This window comes from Kitasatospora cheerisanensis KCTC 2395 (assembly GCF_000696185.1).
GTDB classification, from domain to species: domain Bacteria; phylum Actinomycetota; class Actinomycetes; order Streptomycetales; family Streptomycetaceae; genus Kitasatospora; species Kitasatospora cheerisanensis.
Genome location: NZ_KK853997.1, coordinates 1,211,330 through 1,229,678, shown reverse-complemented (window position 1 = coordinate 1,229,678; position 18,349 = coordinate 1,211,330). Strand labels below are relative to the sequence as shown.

Below are 18,349 nucleotides of genomic sequence, written 5' to 3'. Positions count from 1 at the left end.
GGTGGTGCGCAGGTGGCACTGCCCGTTTCGCAGGAGCGCCCGGTGGCCGAGGGGAAGCCGGACGAGGCGCCGGAGCGCCGCGGCCGCGGCGCGTGGTGGGCCCGCACCGGGCTGGCCGCGCTGGCCGGGACGGTGATGGCCTTCGCGTTCCCGCCGTACGACGTGTGGCCGCTGTCGATCCTCGGGGTGGCGGCGCTGACGCTGCTGACCCGGGGCCGGCGGGCCCGGCACGGCGCCTGGCTGGGCTTCGTGTTCGGGGTGCCGTTCTTCGTGGTGCTGCTGTCCTGGCTGCGCGTGGTCGGCTGGGACGGCGTGGTCGGGCTCTCCGCCATCGAGGCGCTGTTCCTCGCGCTGATGGGCGCCGGCCTGGCGCTCACCTCCAAGCTGCGCGGCTGGCCGCTGTGGGCCGCGATGCTCTGGGTCACCCAGGAGTGGGCGCGCGACCGGCTGCCGTTCGGCGGCTTCCCGTGGGGCCGGCTGGCGTTCGCCAACACCGCCAGCCCGTTCACGCCGCTCGCCGCGCTCGGCGGCGCCCCGCTGGTGACCTTCGCCGTGGCGGCCTGCGGCACCCTGCTGGCCTGGGCGCCGCTGTGCGTGCTGCGGGCCCGCCGGGCCGGCACCGCCGTCCTGCCCTGGCGCACCGTCGCGGGCGGCCTGACGGCCGTCGCGCTGGTGCTGATCGGCTACGCGGTGCCGGTGCCGACCACGGCCGCCGACACCGTCCGGGTGGCGATCGTCCAGGGCAACGTGGACCGCCCCGGCATGGACTTCCTCGGCCGGCCGATGCTGGTGCTGAACAACCACGCCGGCACCACCGAACGGCTCGCCGCCGACGTCGCCGCCGGCCGGACGCCCAAGCCCGACGTGGTGATCTGGCCGGAGAACGCCTCCGACCTGGACCCGTTCACCGACCCCGCCGCCTACGCCCGGATCGACCAGGCCGTCAAGGCGATCGGCGTCCCCACCCTGGTCGGCGCCCTGGTCGACGGCCCCGACCAGCAGCACGTCCGCAACGAGGGCATCGTCTGGGACCCGAGCTCCGGCCCCGGCGAGTCCTACACCAAGCAGCACCCCGTGCCGTTCGGCGAGTACGTGCCGTTCCGCTCCGAACTCTCCAAGGTGATCACCCGCCTGCAGCGGGTCGCCCGGGACTTCTACCCCGGCACCGGCAGCGGCGTCATGCACCTCGGCCCGGCCCGGATCGGCGACGTCATCTGCTTCGAGGTCGCCTACGACGAGATCGTCCGCGACACCGTCAACCAGGGCGGCCGGGTGCTGGTCGTGCAGACCAACAACGCCACCTACAACCGCACCGGCCAGACCGAGCAGCAGCTCGCGATGTCCCGGCTGCGCGCCGTCGAGCACGGCCGCGCCGTGCTGATCGCCGCGACCAGCGGCGTCAGCGCCGTCATCACCCCCGACGGCGAGGTGCAGCAGCGCACCGAGGAGCTCGACCAGGAAGTGCTGAACGCCGTGGTGCCGCTGCGCGACAGCCAGACCGTCGCCGACAAGGTCGGCGCCGGGCCCGAGTGGGTGCTCGCCCTCGGCGGCCTGCTGGCCTGCGGCGTCGCCGCCGCGGCCGGGTGGCAGCGCCGCCGGGCGGCGAAGCGCTCCTGACACGGCAGCACCGGGCCCCGGACCGCCACCCGACGGCGGCGGTCCGGGGCCCCGTCGTACCCGGTGCCGGCCGGTCCGCGCGCGGGCGGCGGAACACGCGGGCGCGGCGGGCCGTTGTGCAGGGTGGTGCCGTGAACGCGGCCGGAGCCGCCGGCCGCCGCTGAGAGCACCGCGATGGAGTGGATCCGTACCGTGTCCCAGCAAGCAACCCCGGCCCCCCAGGCCCGTCGCGGGCGAATCGCCCGGGCCGTGCCGCTGCTGATCGCCGCCTGGCTGGTGCTGGAGATCTGGCTGGTCACGGTGGTGGCCGGCTGGGTGGGCTGGTTCCTGACCCTGGTGCTGCTGCTGGCCGGAGTGTTCCTGGGCGGCACCGTGATCAAGCGGGCCGGCGCCCGGGCGTTCCGCGCCGCCGTCGAACTGTCCAAGGACCCGCAGTCCGCGCAGCCGCAGACCGGCACCTCGATGACGGTGCTCGCCGGCGTGCTGCTGATCCTGCCGGGCTTCCTGTCGGACCTGCTGGCCGCCACCCTGCTGATCCCGCCGACCCGCGCCCTGTGGCGCGCCGCCGGCCGCCGGATCACCGGCTCGGTGCTGCGCTCCACCGCCCCCGTCGGCGCCGACCGCTTCGCGGACGCGATGCGCCTGCAGGAGCAGCTGCGCATCCACCGCCCCGACGGCAAGGTCGTCCAGGGCGAGGTCGTCGACCCGCCGACCCGCCCGAGCGGGCCGGACACCGAGTACCGCCCGCCGATCGCTCCCTGACCGGGGCCGGGCGGGGCACGACGCCTGACAGACAGTAGGAAGAGGAAAGGGGACGGCCCGGCGGCCGTCCCCTTTCCTCTTCTCCTTCCGTTCAGCGGTACCGCACGCGGGCAGCCGAAGGGCCCCGGAACTTCCGGGGCCCTTCGGCAGTGGTGCGGGGTTTCCGCCCGTCGGTCCTTCGGTCCGTCAGGCGGACTTGCGGGAATCGCGCGGGTGGACCGCCAGGTTCATCCCGCCGGAGCGGAGAACGGCCAGGCGCTCGGCCAGGACCTCCTCCAGTTCCTCACGGGTCCGGCGCTCCATCAGCATGTCCCAGTGGGTGCGGGTGGGCTTGGTCTTCTTCTCCTCGGGCTCCTCACCGTCGAGGAGCGCGGCCTCCTGGCCGCAGAAACGGCATTCCCACACCATGGGGATTTCCGCCTCGACCGAGAACGGGACCTCGAAACGGTGTCCGTTCTGACATGCGTACTCGACGGTCTGGCGCGGTGCCAGATCAATGCCGCGGTCGGTCTCGTAGCTGGTCGCCCCGAGTCGCGTGCCGCGGAGAGCTCGCTCGCTCATGAATCGTGCCTCCCGGGCTTCTTGCCCACAGGACTAGTGGTCGCTGTTCTTCGTCGATGGGTCCAACGCTCGACCTCCGACGAAGATTCCCGTCCGGGACATACGTCGCCTGTCGTGCCGCCCCTGTTTGTACCCATGGTCGCCCGATTTGTCACATCTGAGCGGTGATATCACCCGGCGTGTCACATTTTGTTCACTTCTGGTCGGCGGGATGGGGCGGGTGCGATCCCCGTCACCAGGCCGGCCGGGGCTGGGCGGAGGCGACGTCCTTGGACAGCTCGACCTGGGCCGGCTCCGCCTCGGCGGCCACCGGCTCCGGGGCGAGGGCCCCGACGGCGTCCACCGGGTCGACCGCCCCGGCCGCGACGGCCGCGTCCACCGCGTCGACCGGCGCGGGCGCCTCGGTGCGGGTGTCGCGGTGCGGCAGCAGCGCGATCACGGCCTCGCGCAGCGCGGGCGCCGCGTCCTCGTCCAGCGGGTCGACCGTCACCGGGACCTGGACCCGGACCGGGGCGGCCGTGCCGATCCGGGCGTAGCCGCGGCCGGGCGGGGTGTGCGCGGCGGGCGCGATGTCCAGCGGGACGCCGAGCCCCGCCGAACCGGAGTCGGCGGTGACCGGGCCGAGCACCACCCGGGCCCGGGTGCAGGTGTGCACGGTGGGGGAGATCCGGTCGCGGGCCTCCAGGTCGTCGACGAACACCACCGTGACGCGCGCCGCCCGGCCGTGCCGCAGCGGCACCTCCAGCAGCGCCTGCGGGTCGGTGCGGTCCTCGGCGTGGGCGAGCTCGGACAGCTCGGTGAGGTGGTCGAGCAGGATCCACAGCGGCCGGGTGACGTCCGCCGGCGCGGCCACCCCGTGGTGGCGGGCCGAGTTCAGCGCGATCAGCCGGCGCTCGGTCTCCTTCGCCACCCACTCCAGCGCGGCCAGCGCCCCGTGCAGGCTGGTCTCCACGGTGTACACGCCCGGCCGGTTCACCAGGCAGGCGTGCTCGCCGGTGCTCGCCCCGTCCACCACCACCAGGTCGCCGTGGGGCAGCGCCTGCAGCGCGATCGAACGCAGCAGCGTCGACGTCCCGTACCCGGCCGCGCCCAGCGCCAGCAGGTGCGGCTCGGCGGAGCGCGGGCCGACCCGCCACACCACCGGCGGCTGCTGCTCGGTCACCCCGCCCTGCTCGACCGGGATGGTGCGGTGGCTGCCCTCGCCGTCGGTGAAGCCGAGCACGATCTCGCCCGGCGCGGTGACGAAACGCTGCGCCACGATGTCGGCGGGCAGCGGGGCGAGCGCGCTCACCCGCAGCCGGTTGATCTCCTCGTCCCAGTCGAAGCGGTACTCCCGGGAGCGGCCCGCCTTGCCCTGCACCACCTGCTCGATCCGGGCCCGGGCGGCCGGCTCGGTGTCGGTGAAGTACGCCGGGTAGGAGATCTCCAGGGTGGCGAGCCGCCCGTCCGCGTCGAACTCCCAGCCGGAGAACGCCGCCCGCCACTCGCCGTCCATCCGGTACAGCGCGAACGGGTCGTCGAAGCCGCCGAAGTACGGGGTGAGCGCCGCGTACAGCGCGGTCAGCTTGACGTCGGCGAGGTCCGGCTCCGGCTCGGGCGCGGACTTGGGGCTGCGGCCGACCCAGGCGGCCGAGGCGACCAGGGCGACGATCGCCAGCAGCGGGCCGTGCGGCAGCAGGAAGATGCCGACCGTGGTGGCCGCGCCGACCAGCAGGGTCGGGCCGCGCCGCTCCTTCGGCAGGGCCGTCCAGCGGCCCCTGGCCCAGTCGGCGTGGCGGCGCAGGCCGCGGCCGATCAGCGTCAGCGGCGCGAACACGTCGGCGGCGTGGTCGCCGGCCGTGCGGGCGAGGTCGCGGCCCCGGTTGAAGTGGCGGTTGAGGGACATGCGGACTCCGGAGGCGGGAGGGGTGCTGACGGGGGATCAGGAGGTGCGGGCGGGACGGGCGCCGGGCGGGGACGGCCCGGACGGGCGAACGGCCCGGGGCGGTGGGAACTCCGCGCCCGGGCCGGAGCCGCTCAGAACTTGAGCCCGCCGATCAGGCTGGCCAGGCTCGCGCCGCCCGCCTGGATGCTCGGGGCGATCGAGGAGCCCGCGACGTAGAAGCCGAACAGCGCGCACACCAGGGCGTGCGAGATCTTCAGCCCGTCCCGGCGGAAGAACAGGAAGGCGATGACGCCGAACAGAACGATGCCGGAGATGGAGAGAATCACGGGATGCTCCTCACGGGGCGGGGGACAAGGTGACAGAAAGTGCCTTTATGGTGACAAAAAGTAAATGGGGATGGGGTGCGGCGAACGGGTGGTTCTCACCGGGCCGGCCGGGTGGGCAGTGGACCTCCGGGGTGTCCCGCGGGGCAGCGCCGGTGGATCGCACCGGCGCACTCAGGCGTCCCCGCGCCCGGTGCGCCCGCGACCCGAACGCCCGGAATTCGCCCGAACGGCTGGCCGGAACCACCCCCGGGCGGCCCCGGCCCCGGCATCCCCGGCACCTCCCGGGAGCGCGGCACGTTCACACGACCCGGCGGCACCCCGGGCCACACTCCATCGGAAGGCGGACCACCCCATGACCGAACCCACCACGCCCGACGCCGACGTCATCGCGTTGGCCGGCCGGCTCTTCGACGCCGCCCGGGCCGGCGACACCGAACTGCTCGCCGCCCACCTCGACGCCGGGGTGCCCGCCGACCTCACCAACGACCGCGGCGACACCCTGCTGATGCTCGCCGCCTACCACGGCCACGCCGCCACCGTCGGCGCGCTGCTGGAGCGCGGCGCCGAGCCCGACCGGGTCAACGACCGCGCCCAGACCCCGCTGGCCGGCGCCGTCTTCAAGGGCTCCACCGACGTCGTCGACGCCCTGCTCGCCCACGGCGCCGACCCGCACGCCGGCACGCCCTCCGCACTCGACGCCGCCCTCCTGTTCGGCCGCAGCGACCTGGTCGCCCGCCTCACGGCCGCCCGCTAGCGGCCCGTACCCTTGACCGACATGGAGATCCGCACCACCGGCTTCGGACACCCCGACGCCCAGAAGCTCGCCGCCGACGTCCAGCAGGAGTACGTCGTCCGGTACGGCGACGGCGACCAGACCGTCATCCACGCCGACCACTTCGACCCGCCGGTCGGGCTGTTCGTGATCGGCTACCAGGACGGCGAGCCGGTGGCCTGCGGCGGATGGCGCGTCAAGGAGCGCGACGAGGACGGCCTGCGCGACGGCGACGCCGAACTCAAGCGGATGTACGTCGTCCCCGCCGCCCGCGGCCGGGGCTACTCCCGCATCCTGCTGCGCCACCTGGAGCAGGCCGCGATCGCCGCCGGCCGCACCCGGCTGGTGCTGGAGACCGGCACCCTGCAGCCCGAGGCGGTCGGCCTGTACCAGTCCGAGGGGTACGCCGAGATCCGCAAGTTCGGCTACTACAAGGACCACGAGCTCAGCATCTGCATGGGCAAGGAACTCGTCGGCGCCGAAGCCGAACTGGTTGCTGACGCACTGTAACTTTCGCACCCGGCAGGCCCCTCGGAGCGGCCGCCGACCCGGCACCACCGGGCGGCGGCCGCTCCGTCGTTCCCCCACCCGCCGCAGGTCGGGACACCGGTGCGCCCGCGCACCGGCCAACCCCCTGGAAACCGCGCCCGTGGCCGCCGCCGCCGACCGCCCCGGCGGTCCGTTGCCCGGGGCGCGCACCCGACCGTACGGTCCGTGCACCCCACCCACCCCCCGGAAGGACGGACCATGGCTGCACAGTTGCGCGCAGCAAACCGGCGCGGGCGCGCCCTCGCGGCGTTCGCCGTCGCCGCGGCCGGCGGCCTGCTGGCCGCCGCCACCTTCGGCAGCGGCCCCGCCGGAGCCGCCGGCACCACCCTGCGCGACCTCGCCGAGGCCAAGGGCAGCTACTTCGGCACCGCCGTCACCCAGAACGACCTGAACAACTCCGCGCTGACCGCCGTCGCCGGCACCCAGTTCGACATGGTCACCCCCGGCAACGAGATGAAGTGGGACACCACCGAATCCTCCGCCAACAACTTCAACTTCGGCCCCGGCGACAAGATCGTCAGCTTCGCGAAGTCCCACAGCATGCGGGTCCGCGGCCACACGCTGGTCTGGCACAGCCAGCTGCCGTCCTGGGTGAGCAGCCTGCCCACCGCCCAGGTGCAGGCCGCGATGGAGAACCACGTCACCACCCAGGCCACCCACTACAAGGGCCAGGTCTACTCCTGGGACGTCGTCAACGAGCCCTTCAACGAAGACGGTTCGCTGCGCACCAGCGTCTTCTACAACGCGATGGGCAGCGGCTACATCGCCGACGCGCTGCGCACCGCGCGGGCCGCCGACCCGAACGCCAAGCTCTACCTGAACGACTACAACATCGAGGGCGTCAACGCGAAGAGCGACGCCATGTACCAGCTGGTGTCCTCGCTCAAGTCGCAGGGCGTGCCCATCGACGGCGTCGGCCTGGAGGCCCACTTCATCGTCGGCCAGGTCCCCAGCACCATGAAGGCCAACATCCAGCGCTTCACCGCGCTCGGCCTCGACGTCGCCATCACCGAGCTCGACGACCGGATGCAGGTGCCCGCGAGCGCCGCCAACCTCGCCCAGCAGGCCACCGACTACGCGACGGTGATCAGCAACTGCCTGGCCGTCAGCGGCTGCGTGGGCGTCTCCCAGTGGGGCGTCGGCGACGCCGACTCGTGGATCCCCGGCGCGTTCAGCGGCTACGGCGCGGCCACCATGTACGACGACAACTACCAGCCGAAGGCCTCCTACAACTCGGCCGTCACCGCGCTCGGCGGCACCGCGGGCTCGCCGTCCCCGTCCTCGTCCCCGTCCTCGTCGCCGTCCTCCTCGTCCTCGCCGTCCACCCCGCCGAGCGGCGCGGCGTGCAAGGTCAGCACCCAGGTCAGCTCCTGGAACACCGGCCTGACCGAGAACATCACCGTCACCAACACCGGCGGCAGCGCCGTCAACGGCTGGTCGGTGAAGTTCACGCTGCCCGGCGGACAGACCGTCAGCAGCGCCTGGAACGCCACCGTCAGCCCCGCCAGTGGACAGGTCACCGCCACCAACCTGACCTACAACGCGGCCATTCCCGCCGGCGGCAGCACCAGCTTCGGCTTCAACGCCAACCACACCGGCAACACCGCCGCCGCCACCGGCTTCAGCCTCAACGGGGTGGCCTGCAGCATCGGCTGACCCGCCGCCGGCAACGGCCGACCGTCTTCGGAGCCGGCCGGGCACGGGCCGACCGCCCGCGGGGGACCGGCCGATGCCGAGAAGGCCGGCCGCCGGAGCGGGCGGCGGCCGGCCGGCGCGGTGGGGGTGGAGCGGTGCCCCCACCGCGCCCTTTCTGCCCTGCCGCACCGGCCCGGATCCCGTCGAAAACGCCTGGCGGGGGCCGGGCCGGTGCGGCATCGTGGCGGACGATGAACGAGAACAGTGGAAACGGCGGACCGAGCGAGGCCGAGCTCGGGCAGCTGGCCTCGCACCTGGCGAAGATCGGCGGCATCGTCGGCGTCTGCCTCGGCGGCAGCCGGGCCCGCGGCGCACACGCCCCCGGCTCCGACTACGACCTCGGCCTCTACTACCGGGCCGGCGAACTGGACACCGCCGCGCTGCGCCGCCTCGCCGCCGAACTCTGCGGCCACCCCGTCGACGTCACCGAACCCGGCGGCTGGGGCCCCTGGGTGGACGGCGGCGCCTGGCTGGACCTCGGTACGGCCCGCGTCGACTGGATCTACCGGGACGTCGCCCGCGTCCGCGACTACGCCGCCGAGGCCCGGGCCGGCCGCTACCTCAGCGGCCAGCAGCCCGGGCACCCGTACGGCGTCCCGTCGTACGCGTACGCGGGGGAGCTGGCACTCGGGCGGGTGCTCGCCGACCCGACCGGGGCGCTGACCGCCCTCCGGGCCGAACTGGTCGACTACCCGCAGGAGTTGGCGCGCCGACTGGAGGCGGACGCGGCGTGGGAGGTGCCGTTCACGCTGGCCAACGCGCGGAAGGGCGCGCGGCGGGGCGACGCCGGATACGTGCAGGGCTGCCTGTTCCGCGCCGTCGGCCTGCTGGTGCACGCGCTGCACGCGCGGCCGGGCGGTGGCTGGTCAACGAGAAGGGCGCGATCGCCTCGGCCGGTGAACTGGGCTGCACACCAAGGGACTTCGAACGCCGGGCGCAAGAGCTGTTCGCTCCGGGGTCGACGGATCCGGCGGCGCTCGGTGCGGTGCTGGACGCGGCGGAGACGTTGGCGGGCGAGGTCCTCGCCGGAGCGGAGAACTGAGATGAGTGCTGCTGTCGAACTCACCACCCCCCGGCTGCTGTTGCGCCAGTGGCAGGACGGCGACCTGGACCGCTGGGCCGCACTCAACGCCGACCCCGAGGTGCGCCGCCACCTCGGCCCCGTGATGACCCGCGAACAGTCCGCCGGCTCGCTCGCCGCCTTCCGCGAGGAGCTCGCCGAACGCGGCTGGGGCTGGTGGGCCGTCCAACTCCGCAGCGAGGGAACCTTCCTGGGCTTCGCCGGCCTCGACCCGGTCGACGAGGAGACCCCCTTCGACGGCATCGAGGCCGGCTGGCGCCTGCACCCCGACTCCTGGGGCCACGGCTACGCCACCGAGGCCGGCCGCGCCGTACTCCAGTACGGCTTCCAGGAGTTGGCCCTCCCCGAGATCCTCGCCCTGATCGCCGCCCCCAACACCCCCTCCCGCGCCGTCGCCGAACGCCTCGGCATGACCCACGACCCGGCCAGGGACTTCGACGACCCCACCCTCCCCCCGGGGCCCTCCCGCCGCACGGTGGTCTACCGCATCGCTCGATGACCTCCCCGACTCCCGTGCCGGGCCGTCGACTTCTGTCCTCCGGCCCGAGCCCGGTCGCAGCGGGCGTCTGGGGTGCGCGATCACGGGCGCGGGCTGCTGGAGAGGTGGGGCATCGGGATGGGCTGGTGGAACCGGGAGCCCGGTGAGCGGGCGCGGTCCGGTTCTGCGTGGAGGAGTGGGACTACGGGAGCTGACCGGGCTCGTCGAGGTCCGGCCGACGCCGGTTCGTCTCAGGGGAGTTCGACCGGGCGGTACGGCTGCCCGTCGTGGCTGAGGTGGAGGCGGCGGCCGGGGAGCTTCCAGGAGATGGTGTGCCGGCTCAGCGCCCAGGCTTCGGATCCGGTGCGGGCCTCGTCGATCCACTGCCGGAGCCCGGGGAGGGCCTGCTCGCGCAGGAGTTTCCGGGCGGCCGCCCGCTCGCCGCTCGGGACGGGGGCGACGAGGATCCAGACGCTCGACCACCAGCGGGGGTGCGGGCCGTTGCCGTAGTTCGAGCCGAGGGGCGGCGTCCAGGAGGCGGTGAGGAGAGTCCCGTCCGTCGGGGCGAGACTGCCGAAGTCGAACTGGAGGGCGTCGGACGGCGCCTCTCCGAGACCGGAGGCGAGGTCCGTCGACGTGAGAGGCCACGACAGGTGCCGCGGCAGGCGGCGGTTACGAGCGGGCACGCGCCCGAGGATGGCAGATGAACGGGCCGGAGTGCCCGGGAATTTCGCGCCGGCTCCGCCGATCTCGCAGGCCGTGGCCGACTGATCAGGGCCGGGCAGGCCGAACGCTCAGGGCCGGGCAGGCCGAACGCTCAGGGCCGGGCAGGGGGTTCGGGCTGTTCGACAGTGGCGCGGAGGCGGGCGAGAGTGGCGCGCATGCCGTCACGGTTGAGGGCGGCGCGGTCGGTGGGGCGGGTGCCGGTGAAGACGCGGCCGAGGAGTTCGGTGACGCGGGAACCGGGGCCGGTGCGGAGGTCTTCCCAGTACTCGGTGACGCGGACGGCGTCGGGCGTCCCGGCCGCCTCGACCAGGTAGCCCCAACGGGCCACCGGGAGCCCGAAGACGACGACCCGGAAGGCGAACTCGTGCGGGGCGCGGGCCGTGGTGACGCGGCAGTCGGTGAACCACAGGAACAGGCCCTTGCGGTTGAAGCCGAGGAAGCGGGTGCCCTCGGCGACCGGTCCGCGGCCGAGCCGGCGTATCCCGATGCACTCGGGGCTCCAGCGGGCCATGTTCCGGAGGTCGCGGAGCGCGGCGTACACCGACTCGGCGGAGGCGTGCACCGTCACGCTCTCCCGAAGGGTCCATTGGCGTTCCACGCGCTGCCTCGCTTCGACGGTCCGGGTCCTGGGAGTCCCGGACTGTAGCCGGGCCGCGGAACGCGGCGCAAGGGGCCCGTGGACGACAAAAGTGCTCGTCAGGGCGGTACTTGACGGCTCGTGAGGGGGCTCGCTAGCGTGGAACGAGACGACTCGTTCCGTCCTGGCGGGCGGCACTCGGGCGGCTCGCGGGCCGCGGCCGGGCTGTTGTCGGGAACGGGGGCTAGGGTGCGCCGCTGTGGATGCTGCTGATCTTGACTACCGGGCCCGGACGCTGACGGGCTGTGTTCCTCCGCCGCTGGTGAAGCGCCTGCTCGCGCTCGGCCACGAGCGGGAGGTGGAGTTCCAGGCCGGCCGCGGGGAGTGGTTCTGCGCGCTCGGGTGGGCGCGGCGGCTCGGTGGCGAGGGGCGGTGCGAGGAGGCGTTGCAGGTGCTCGCGCCGTACCTGGCGACGGGGTGGTGGCGGGCGGCCGAGGCACAGGCGGAGTTGCTGGAGGGCTGGGGCCGGGCGGAGGAGGCGATCGCGCTGGTGCTCCCGTTCGCGGAGGCCGGCGACCGGTTGGCGCTGGTGTCCGTCGGGCGTCTGCTGGCCCGGCACGGCCGGGGCGGTGAGGCGTTCGAGCTGTTGAAGGGCGGGATCGGGGAGTGGTACCTCGCCGCGTGCCTGGTCGAGGTCGCCGCGGAGGCGGGCCGGGACGAGGAGGTTGCGGCGCTGCTGGAGGCGCGGATCGCGGCGGCGGTGCCGGCCTGCGACGACCCCGAGTGCGGCAACGTGCGGGTGGAGCCGTCCAACGCGATCGACCTGCTGGCTGCCGTCCGGGAGCGGCAGGGCCGGATCGACGAGGCGGTCGCGCTGCTGCACACCCGTCGCGTCACCTCCGTCAACGGGCGTGACCAGCTGGCCGACCTGCTCGCCCGGCACGGTCGGATCGAGGAGCTGCGGGCGTACGCGGCGACGGAGCACCACGGTCATGCCGTCCGCAGCCTCGCCGAGGTGCTGGAGGGGCGCGGCGACCTGGAGGCGGCGATCGACGTGTACCGGACGTTCGGGGCCGTGCCGGGCGGGCGGTGGCACGTGGCCGTTCCGCTGGCGGAGTTGCTGGCCAGGCACGGGCGGGGCGAGGAGGCGATCGAGGTGATGGGCGCGCTCGCGGACTCGCCCGGCGGCTGGGAGGACTGGATCGTCGACACGCTCTGCACCCTGTACGCCGACCAGGGCCGGGCCCGGGAGGCGCTGGCCCGGCTCGATGCCGTGGCGGCGCGTCAAGGGCGGGCAGAGGACTGGGAGTTCTTCAGGATCCGGCTCTGGCTGATGGGCCGCCTCGGACTGCACGAGGAGGCGATCGACCTGGCCCGCCGGCACCCCGAGGGCGACAGCTGGTACGGGGTGTGGAGCCGCTCCGGCCTGCTCGCCGAGGTCGGCCGCACCGAGGAGGCACTCGCCCTGCTCGAACAGGACCCGAACTCGCTGCGCTCCCTCCGCGCCGAGTACCTCGTCGACCTCGGCCGGATCGAGGAGGCCGTCCGCGTCCACCAGGAGGAGAAGGCGGTACCGGTGGAAGTCCCCTGGTCGGGCGAGTGCTCGGTCGAGCCGCCGTTCTGACTTCCGGTTCCGACCGGTTTCCCGCGCGAACCGGTCCGGTTCCGGTCGGGGCATGGCCAAATGGCGCAGAGTTTGATCGAATGCGGTCGAGACAGGTCGTTCCGACCTGCGGCCAGTGCGGAGACGGACCGGAGGAGCGATGGCGAGCGGGGCGGAGAGCGTGCGGATCCCGGTATCGGGGGCGGAGGCGTTGGCCGCCGCGGTGACGGCGCCGGACGGGGAGCCGGCGGCGGTGCTGGTGCTGTGGCCCGCGCTCGGGGTGCCGGCCGGCTACTACGCGCCGTTCTGCGCGGAGTTGGCGGCGCGCGGGGTGGCCGTCGTCGCGGTGGACCTGCGCGGGCAGGGGGAGAGCGGGCCGCGCCCCTCGCGGCGCTCGACGCACGGCTACCACGTGTTGGCGTCCCGGGACTTCCCGGCGGTGACGGCCGCGGTGCGGGAGCGGTTCGGCACGGGCGTGCCGCTGTTCCTGCTGGGGCACAGCATCGGCGGGCAGGCCGCGGTGCTGGCGGCGGCGCGGGAGCCGAAGGCGGTGGACGGGCTGGTGCTGGTCGCGTCCGGGTCGGTGGACTTCCGGGGCTTTCCGGGCGTTGGCCGCTGGCGGGTGCTGGCGAGCAGTCAAGCCCTGGCGCTGATCGCGACCTTGTGGGGTTACTGGCCCGGCCACCGGCTCGGCTTCGGCGGCCGCCAGCCGGCCCGGCTGATGCGCGACTGGGCCCGCCTCGGCCGCACCGGCCGCTTCGCGCCCGCCGGGGCCGACCTGGACTACGAGCAGGCCCTCGCCGCGCTCGAACTCCCCGTCCTCGCCGTCTCGTTGCCCGGAGACCGGCTGGCCCCGCCCGGAGCCGTCGACCGCCTGGTGGCCAAACTCCCCGCCGCCTCGGTGGACCGCCACCACCACACCCCGGCCGACGGCGAGTCCGCCGACCACGTCCGCTGGGCCCGCTCCGGCGGCGGGATCGCGGAGCTGATCGCCGGCTGGCTGCCGGGCCGCTGATCCATACGCACGGAGCCGACCGACACGCACGGAGGAGAACACCATGGGGGAGAAGCGGACCCTGACCCCGGTCACGGACGAACAGGGCGCGCCGGTCCGGGACTTGGCGGCCCGCGAGCGGATCCTCGCCACCACGCTGCGGGTGCTGTCCCGGGTCGGCTACGCGAAGGCGACGGTCGGCGGGATCGCGCAGGAGGCGGGCGTCGGCAAGGCCACCGTCTACCGGTCCTGGCCGCACAAGGCGGCACTCGCGCTGGACGCCGTCCGCACCCGGTTGCCGGACATCCCGGTGGACGACCTCGACGACAGCCCGCGCGAAATCCTCGCCGTCGCCCGGGCGTTGGCGGGCCTGTACGGAGCCCCGCAGGTGCGGGCGATCCTGCCCGCGCTGATCTCGGACGCCGCCACCGACCCGAACTCGCCCTCCGGCTGCGCACCGAGCTGGTCGAGCCCCGCCGCGACCGCTCCGCGACCGTCCTGCGCCGCGCCGTCACCCGCGGCGTCCTCCCGCCCGACACCGACGTGCTCACCCTGCTCGACCTGTGGGCCGGCCTGATGCTCTTCCGCGGCGTGGTCCTCTCCGGCGGGGTGGACGACCGCACGGTCCGCGCCCTGGTGACGGCCGCCCTGGACTCCCCGCCCCGCCTCCCCTGAAACCCCGTCAGGGCCGACCCGAACGAACGGGCCGGCCCTGACGAGAGAGGGAAGCGGATCAGAGCAGGGTCGACCAGTAGTACCAGAAGCGGGTGAGGATCAGCAGGGCGATCACCAGGAAGCCCGCGACCGGGACCAGCCATTGGTGGGGGAGGGCGGCGAGGCGACGGACGGAAGCGGGGGCGGGGAGGACGCCGGTGCGGAGGTTGTGGACGGTGGTGGACCAGAAGAGGGTGATGACCACGGCCCACACGACCATGCAGTAGGGGCAGAGCGCGCCGATCTCGTACAGCGCCTGGTCGATCAGCCAGGCGACGAAGCCGAGGCCGAGGAGGGCGCCGCCCTGGAGGGAGAGCCAGAGCCAGCGGCGGTAGGAGGCGCCGGCGAGGAGGCCCGCGCCGATCGCGGCGAGGGCTCCGAACGCGGCCAGTCCGATGATCGGGTTGGGGAACCCGAACGCCTCGGCCTGGTCGGTGCGCATGATCGAGCCGCAGCTGATGATCGGGTTGATGTTGCAGTTCGGCTGGTAGGCCGGGTTCTCGATCAGCCGGATCTTGTCCAGGGTGAGCTGCGCGGACGCGGCCAGGCCGATCAGTCCGCTCAGCAGGATCAGCCAGGACAGGCCGCGACTCGCCCCGACGGGGGCGCTCGGTGTGGTGCGGGCCGTGGTCATCGCGTCACCCGCCGATCGTCTGCTTGACCAGCGCGCCGAACTGCTCGCCGGTGAGGGCCTTGCCGTTCTGCCCGATCACGTTGAGGGTCTGACCGTCCAGCTTGACGGTCGGGGTGCCGGAGACGCCGCTCTTGTTGAACGCGGTGGCGACCTTGTTCGCCCAGCCCTTGTAGGTGCCCTCGGTGACCGCCTTGGTGAACGCCTCGGTCTTCAGGCCCGGGACCTGATCGGCGAGTTCGAGGATGTGGTTGACGTCGCCGAAGCCGTCCTCGCTCTCGGCGGGCTGGTTCGCGTACAGCACGTCGTGGAACTGCTTGAACTTGTCGACGCCCTCGTTGAGCGCGGCGCCCGCCGCGGCCAGCGCGGTCTTCGAACCCTTGCCGCCGAGGTTGTTGTCGAGGAACGCGGCCAGGTGGTACTCGATCTTGTACTGGCCCTGGTCGGCGAGTTCCTTCACGGTCGGGCCGGCCGCGGTCTCGAAGGACTCGCAGACCGGGCAGCGGAAGTCCTCGTACACGGCCAGGGTGTGCGGCGCGTCCGCCTTGCCGTACACGATCACGGTGTTGTCGGGGCCGCTGGTGTTGGCCGGGATCGCCACCGTGGAGCTGCCGGAATCGGAGTCCTTCGAGGCGTTCACGGCGAGCGTGGCGCCGCCCGCGATCACGGCGACGGCCGCGACGACCGACACGCCGATGGTGATCGCGCGGCGGCGCTTGGCGCGCAGCGCCTCCGCCTGCTGGGCCTGCTTCAGGCGCTCGCGGGCGGTGACGGTCTTGGCGGACTTGTGGGTGCTGGGCATGGTGATCCGTCTCCTCTGCACCCGGCGGCCAGCGCGGCGCGGCACCCGTCAGGTGGACTCACCTGGACGGGAACGGCGGCGGGCGGCCCGGCGGGATGCGGGGTCGATGAAGAAAGGGAGTGGGCAGCGCGGGGTGCCCGGAGACGGCCGCGATACGCGCGTCGAGCGGAGTGACGGGCCGTCAGCAGGCGAAGGCCGGCTGCGGCGGTCCGCGACGCGGGGCGGGGGAGTGGACGGCGTCCTGCGGGCGGCGCGGGCGGGCTCGGTGCCCGCCGACGGCAGCAGCGCCGCCGGGCAGCCCGGACGGGCGGCCAGCAGCAGGGCACGCCAACGGCCGGGCAGCGCCCGGGCCATGGTGCGCAGCGCCTCGCCGACGCTTTCGAGCGCGGCGTCGGCCAGCCGCAGCCAGGCCGCGGCGATCAGCGCCACCGCCAGGTGCACGCCGAGCACCAGCAGGCGCAGCGTGCCCGCCGAGTTGTGCGTCCACTGCGCGAAGAGCTCGGAGCCGCTGACCCGGTCGCCGCCGCAGACCAGCAGGTCGACGCCGTGGACGGGCCGGGAACAGGCGTCCTGGCCGAGGTTGAACGCGGTGTTCAGCAGCAGTTCCACCGGTACGAGGACGGCGGACAGCAGCAGGAAGCGGCGGCGAGCGCCGTCCAGCAGGACCGCGAGCAGGAACACCGCGACGCAGGCCGCGGCGACCAGGGTGAGCGGCAGGGCACGGCCGGTGATGACCACCTGGCCGAACGCGGCAAGCGGCACCGCGAGCGCGGTGAACACCGCGCCCCGCAGGGCCCTGGTCGCGTGAATGCCGGTCATGGCTCCGGAGTATGTCACGCCGAAGGTCCCGGGCACGAGGGCCGCCCGGCCCCCGCCCGGCCCGTCCCACCTGCGGATAAGCCCTGGATAAAGGGGACTTCGGCCCGCAGTGGAGCGCCGCCGGGCCGGCAGCCCGCCCACCCGGCGGCGAACGCGGCGTGGGACTTGTCACGCACCCGCTGTGGCCCGCGCCACACCCTGGGTCGGGCGGACGGGAGTTCACGACGGGGGATGAGCGGCGACCGCAGCAGGTCGACGGGATGGGGCCCGCGCCGGCAGCGTCCCGGTCGGGGGGCGTGGGGCCTGTCGTGTCCGTGCCGTGGGCCGTGCCATATCCCCGGTCCGGTGGGGGTGGGGTCACCACAGGTCGACTGCGTGCGCGCGTACGTTCGCGTGGATCCGTTCCAGTACCTCGCCGGTCGGCAGTGGGGCGAGTCGGCGGCCGTCGCGCAGTCGCACCGCGAGCGCGCCGTCGGCGATCTCGCGGGGGCCGAGCACCACTTGGTAGGGGGCGAGCCGGGCCTCCCGGACGCGCGCGCCCAGTGAGCCGCGCTCCGCGCCCAGTACCTCGGCCCGCAGGTCCAGCTCCAGGCAGCGGGCCGCCAGCTCCCGCGCCGCGCCGTCCTGCTCCTCGCCGAGCGGCAGCACCGCCAACTGCACCGGCGCCAGCCAGGCCGGGAACGCCCCGCCGTGCCGCTCGATCAGGTGCGCCACCGCCCGCTCCACGCTGCCGACGATCGACCGGTGCACCATCACCGGCCGGTGCCGCGCCCCGTCCGGCCCGATGTAATGCAGGTCGAACTGCTCGGGCTGGTGGAAGTCGACCTGCACGGTCGACAGGGTCGACTCGCGGCCCGCCGCGTCCACCACCTGCACGTCGATCTTCGGCCCGTAGAACGCCGCCTCGCCGACGCCCTCCTCGTACGGCACGCCCAGCTCGTCCAGCACCCGCACCAGCAGCGCGGTCGCCCGCTCCCACAACTCCGGGCGGGCCACGTACTTGCCGCCCGGGCCCGGCAGTGACAGCCGGTAGCGGGACGGGACGATGCCCATCGCCCGGTACGCCGCCGCGATCAACTCCAGTGCGCCGCGCGCCTCCTCGGCGACCTGGTCGAGGGTGCAGAAGATGTGCGCGTCGTTCAGCTGGATCGCCCGCACCCTGGTCAGCCCGCCCAGAACCCCCGACCGCTCCGAGCGGTACATGCCGCCCAACTCGGCCATCCGCAGCGGAAGTTCGCGGTAGCTGCGGGAGCGGGAGCGGAACATCAGCGCATGGTGCGGGCACAGGCTGGGGCGCAGGACCAGCTGCTCCCCGCCCATCGACAGCGGCGGGAACATGTCCTCCCGGTAGTGCGCCCAGTGCCCCGAGCGCTCGTACAGCTCGCGTTTGCCCAGCACCGGCGAGTACACGTGCCGGTAGCCCGCCCGCCGCTCCAGGGTGCGGACGAAGTCCTCCAGGCTCTGCCGCACCACGGCGCCGTCCGGCAGCCAGTACGGCAGGCCCGCGCCGATCAGCGGATCGGTGTCGAACAGGCCCAGCTCGCGGCCCAGTCTGCGATGGTCGAACACGGCGGTCTCCTCACCGGAAGGGGGACGAGCCGCCACTGGCCGCAGACACGCGAAAGCCCCGGGCGCTCGGCCCGGGGCTTGAATCAGAACAGCAGTCAGCGCGCCGGGACACTCTCCGGCGTCGTCGTCAGCATCGCAGCGCGCTTCATGCCCCCCACGGTAACAGCGCCGCCGCCCCGCCGCACCGC

18 protein-coding genes and 1 pseudogene are annotated in these 18,349 nt (G+C 74.0%); 10 read left to right on the top strand and 9 right to left on the bottom strand.

The window, feature by feature from the left end; genetic code table 11:
• The first annotated feature begins 12 nt into the window (after positions 1 to 12).
• Positions 13 to 1,617: an apolipoprotein N-acyltransferase gene (gene lnt, locus KCH_RS05410; RefSeq protein ID WP_425268734.1), complete on the top strand. Its 1,605-nt coding sequence runs from the start codon at positions 13 to 15 to the stop codon at positions 1,615 to 1,617.
• Positions 1,618 to 1,809: 192 nt separating this feature from the next.
• Positions 1,810 to 2,379: an FxsA family membrane protein gene (gene fxsA / locus KCH_RS05405; protein ID WP_051653884.1), complete on the top strand. Its 570-nt coding sequence runs from the start codon at positions 1,810 to 1,812 to the stop codon at positions 2,377 to 2,379.
• 186 nt (positions 2,380 to 2,565) lie between these two features.
• Here fxsA and KCH_RS05400 read toward each other — a convergent pair whose 3' ends face one another.
• The 3 genes from KCH_RS05400 to KCH_RS05390 form a co-directional block, all read right to left on the bottom strand.
• The gene (locus tag KCH_RS05400) at positions 2,566 to 2,940 is read right to left on the bottom strand and encodes an RNA polymerase-binding protein RbpA (RefSeq protein WP_035859576.1); all 375 of its coding nucleotides are present in this window, start codon (positions 2,938 to 2,940) and stop codon (positions 2,566 to 2,568) included.
• Positions 2,941 to 3,172: 232 nt separating this feature from the next.
• Complete coding sequence (locus tag KCH_RS05395) at positions 3,173 to 4,825, bottom strand: membrane protein (protein WP_035859573.1); 1,653 nt, start codon at positions 4,823 to 4,825, stop codon at positions 3,173 to 3,175.
• A 131-nt stretch (positions 4,826 to 4,956) separates the two neighbouring features.
• Positions 4,957 to 5,151, bottom strand: a complete 195-nt coding sequence (locus KCH_RS05390; RefSeq protein ID WP_014134294.1) for a hypothetical protein — start codon at positions 5,149 to 5,151, stop codon at positions 4,957 to 4,959.
• A gap of 352 nt (positions 5,152 to 5,503) precedes the next feature.
• Between KCH_RS05390 and KCH_RS05385 the strand changes: the two genes are divergently transcribed.
• The 4 genes from KCH_RS05385 to KCH_RS46460 all read left to right on the top strand — a co-directional run bounded on the left by KCH_RS05385 (position 5,504) and on the right by KCH_RS46460 (position 9,747).
• Positions 5,504 to 5,905, top strand: coding sequence for an ankyrin repeat domain-containing protein (locus KCH_RS05385; protein WP_035859572.1), 402 nt, complete (start codon positions 5,504 to 5,506; stop codon positions 5,903 to 5,905).
• A 21-nt stretch (positions 5,906 to 5,926) separates the two neighbouring features.
• The gene (locus KCH_RS05380; protein ID WP_035859571.1) at positions 5,927 to 6,433 is read left to right on the top strand and encodes a GNAT family N-acetyltransferase; all 507 of its coding nucleotides are present in this window, start codon (positions 5,927 to 5,929) and stop codon (positions 6,431 to 6,433) included.
• A gap of 237 nt (positions 6,434 to 6,670) precedes the next feature.
• Positions 6,671 to 8,128 (top strand): endo-1,4-beta-xylanase, encoded by a 1,458-nt coding sequence (locus KCH_RS05375; RefSeq protein ID WP_035859569.1) that lies wholly within the window; start codon positions 6,671 to 6,673, stop codon positions 8,126 to 8,128.
• Positions 8,129 to 8,358: 230 nt separating this feature from the next.
• Positions 8,359 to 9,747, top strand: a complete 1,389-nt coding sequence (locus KCH_RS46460; RefSeq protein WP_341865346.1) for a GNAT family N-acetyltransferase — start codon at positions 8,359 to 8,361, stop codon at positions 9,745 to 9,747.
• A 230-nt stretch (positions 9,748 to 9,977) separates the two neighbouring features.
• Here the strand turns inward: KCH_RS46460 and KCH_RS05360 are convergent, their stop codons facing one another.
• Both KCH_RS05360 and KCH_RS05355 read right to left on the bottom strand, forming a co-directional pair.
• Positions 9,978 to 10,412, bottom strand: coding sequence for a hypothetical protein (locus KCH_RS05360; RefSeq protein ID WP_051652767.1), 435 nt, complete (start codon positions 10,410 to 10,412; stop codon positions 9,978 to 9,980).
• Positions 10,413 to 10,543: 131 nt separating this feature from the next.
• Positions 10,544 to 11,050, bottom strand: coding sequence for an SRPBCC family protein (locus KCH_RS05355; RefSeq protein ID WP_035859565.1), 507 nt, complete (start codon positions 11,048 to 11,050; stop codon positions 10,544 to 10,546).
• Positions 11,051 to 11,351: 301 nt separating this feature from the next.
• Here KCH_RS05355 and KCH_RS05350 point away from each other — a divergent pair, with 301 nt between their 5' ends.
• The 4 genes and pseudogenes from KCH_RS05350 to KCH_RS46455 all read left to right on the top strand — a co-directional run bounded on the left by KCH_RS05350 (position 11,352) and on the right by KCH_RS46455 (position 14,301).
• On the top strand, positions 11,352 to 12,653 hold the full coding sequence (locus KCH_RS05350) for a tetratricopeptide repeat protein (protein WP_244305176.1): 1,302 nt from the start codon (positions 11,352 to 11,354) through the stop codon (positions 12,651 to 12,653).
• Positions 12,654 to 12,792: 139 nt separating this feature from the next.
• Entirely contained in the window at positions 12,793 to 13,647 is an 855-nt protein-coding gene (locus KCH_RS05345; RefSeq protein WP_063750119.1) for an alpha/beta hydrolase family protein, read from the top strand.
• A gap of 43 nt (positions 13,648 to 13,690) precedes the next feature.
• A pseudogene (locus KCH_RS44035) lies at positions 13,691 to 13,891 on the top strand (TetR/AcrR family transcriptional regulator); the annotation flags it as partial.
• Positions 13,876 to 14,301: a TetR-like C-terminal domain-containing protein gene (locus tag KCH_RS46455; protein WP_341865471.1), complete on the top strand. Its 426-nt coding sequence runs from the start codon at positions 13,876 to 13,878 to the stop codon at positions 14,299 to 14,301. The pseudogene KCH_RS44035 and the gene KCH_RS46455, both read left to right, overlap by 16 nt.
• 58 nt (positions 14,302 to 14,359) lie before the next feature.
• Here KCH_RS46455 and KCH_RS05335 read toward each other — a convergent pair whose 3' ends face one another.
• The 4 genes from KCH_RS05335 to thrS all read right to left on the bottom strand — a co-directional run bounded on the left by KCH_RS05335 (position 14,360) and on the right by thrS (position 18,161).
• On the bottom strand, positions 14,360 to 14,974 hold the full coding sequence (locus tag KCH_RS05335; protein WP_035859551.1) for a vitamin K epoxide reductase family protein: 615 nt from the start codon (positions 14,972 to 14,974) through the stop codon (positions 14,360 to 14,362).
• Positions 14,975 to 14,978: 4 nt separating this feature from the next.
• Positions 14,979 to 15,773: a DsbA family protein gene (locus KCH_RS05330; RefSeq protein ID WP_035859549.1), complete on the bottom strand. Its 795-nt coding sequence runs from the start codon at positions 15,771 to 15,773 to the stop codon at positions 14,979 to 14,981.
• Positions 15,774 to 15,821: 48 nt separating this feature from the next.
• Positions 15,822 to 16,592, bottom strand: a complete 771-nt coding sequence (locus tag KCH_RS36855; protein ID WP_051652764.1) for a hypothetical protein — start codon at positions 16,590 to 16,592, stop codon at positions 15,822 to 15,824.
• Positions 16,593 to 16,949: 357 nt separating this feature from the next.
• Entirely contained in the window at positions 16,950 to 18,161 is a 1,212-nt protein-coding gene (gene thrS, locus KCH_RS05320; protein WP_035859546.1) for a threonine--tRNA ligase, read from the bottom strand.
• Between the last annotated feature and the right edge of the window lie 188 nt (positions 18,162 to 18,349).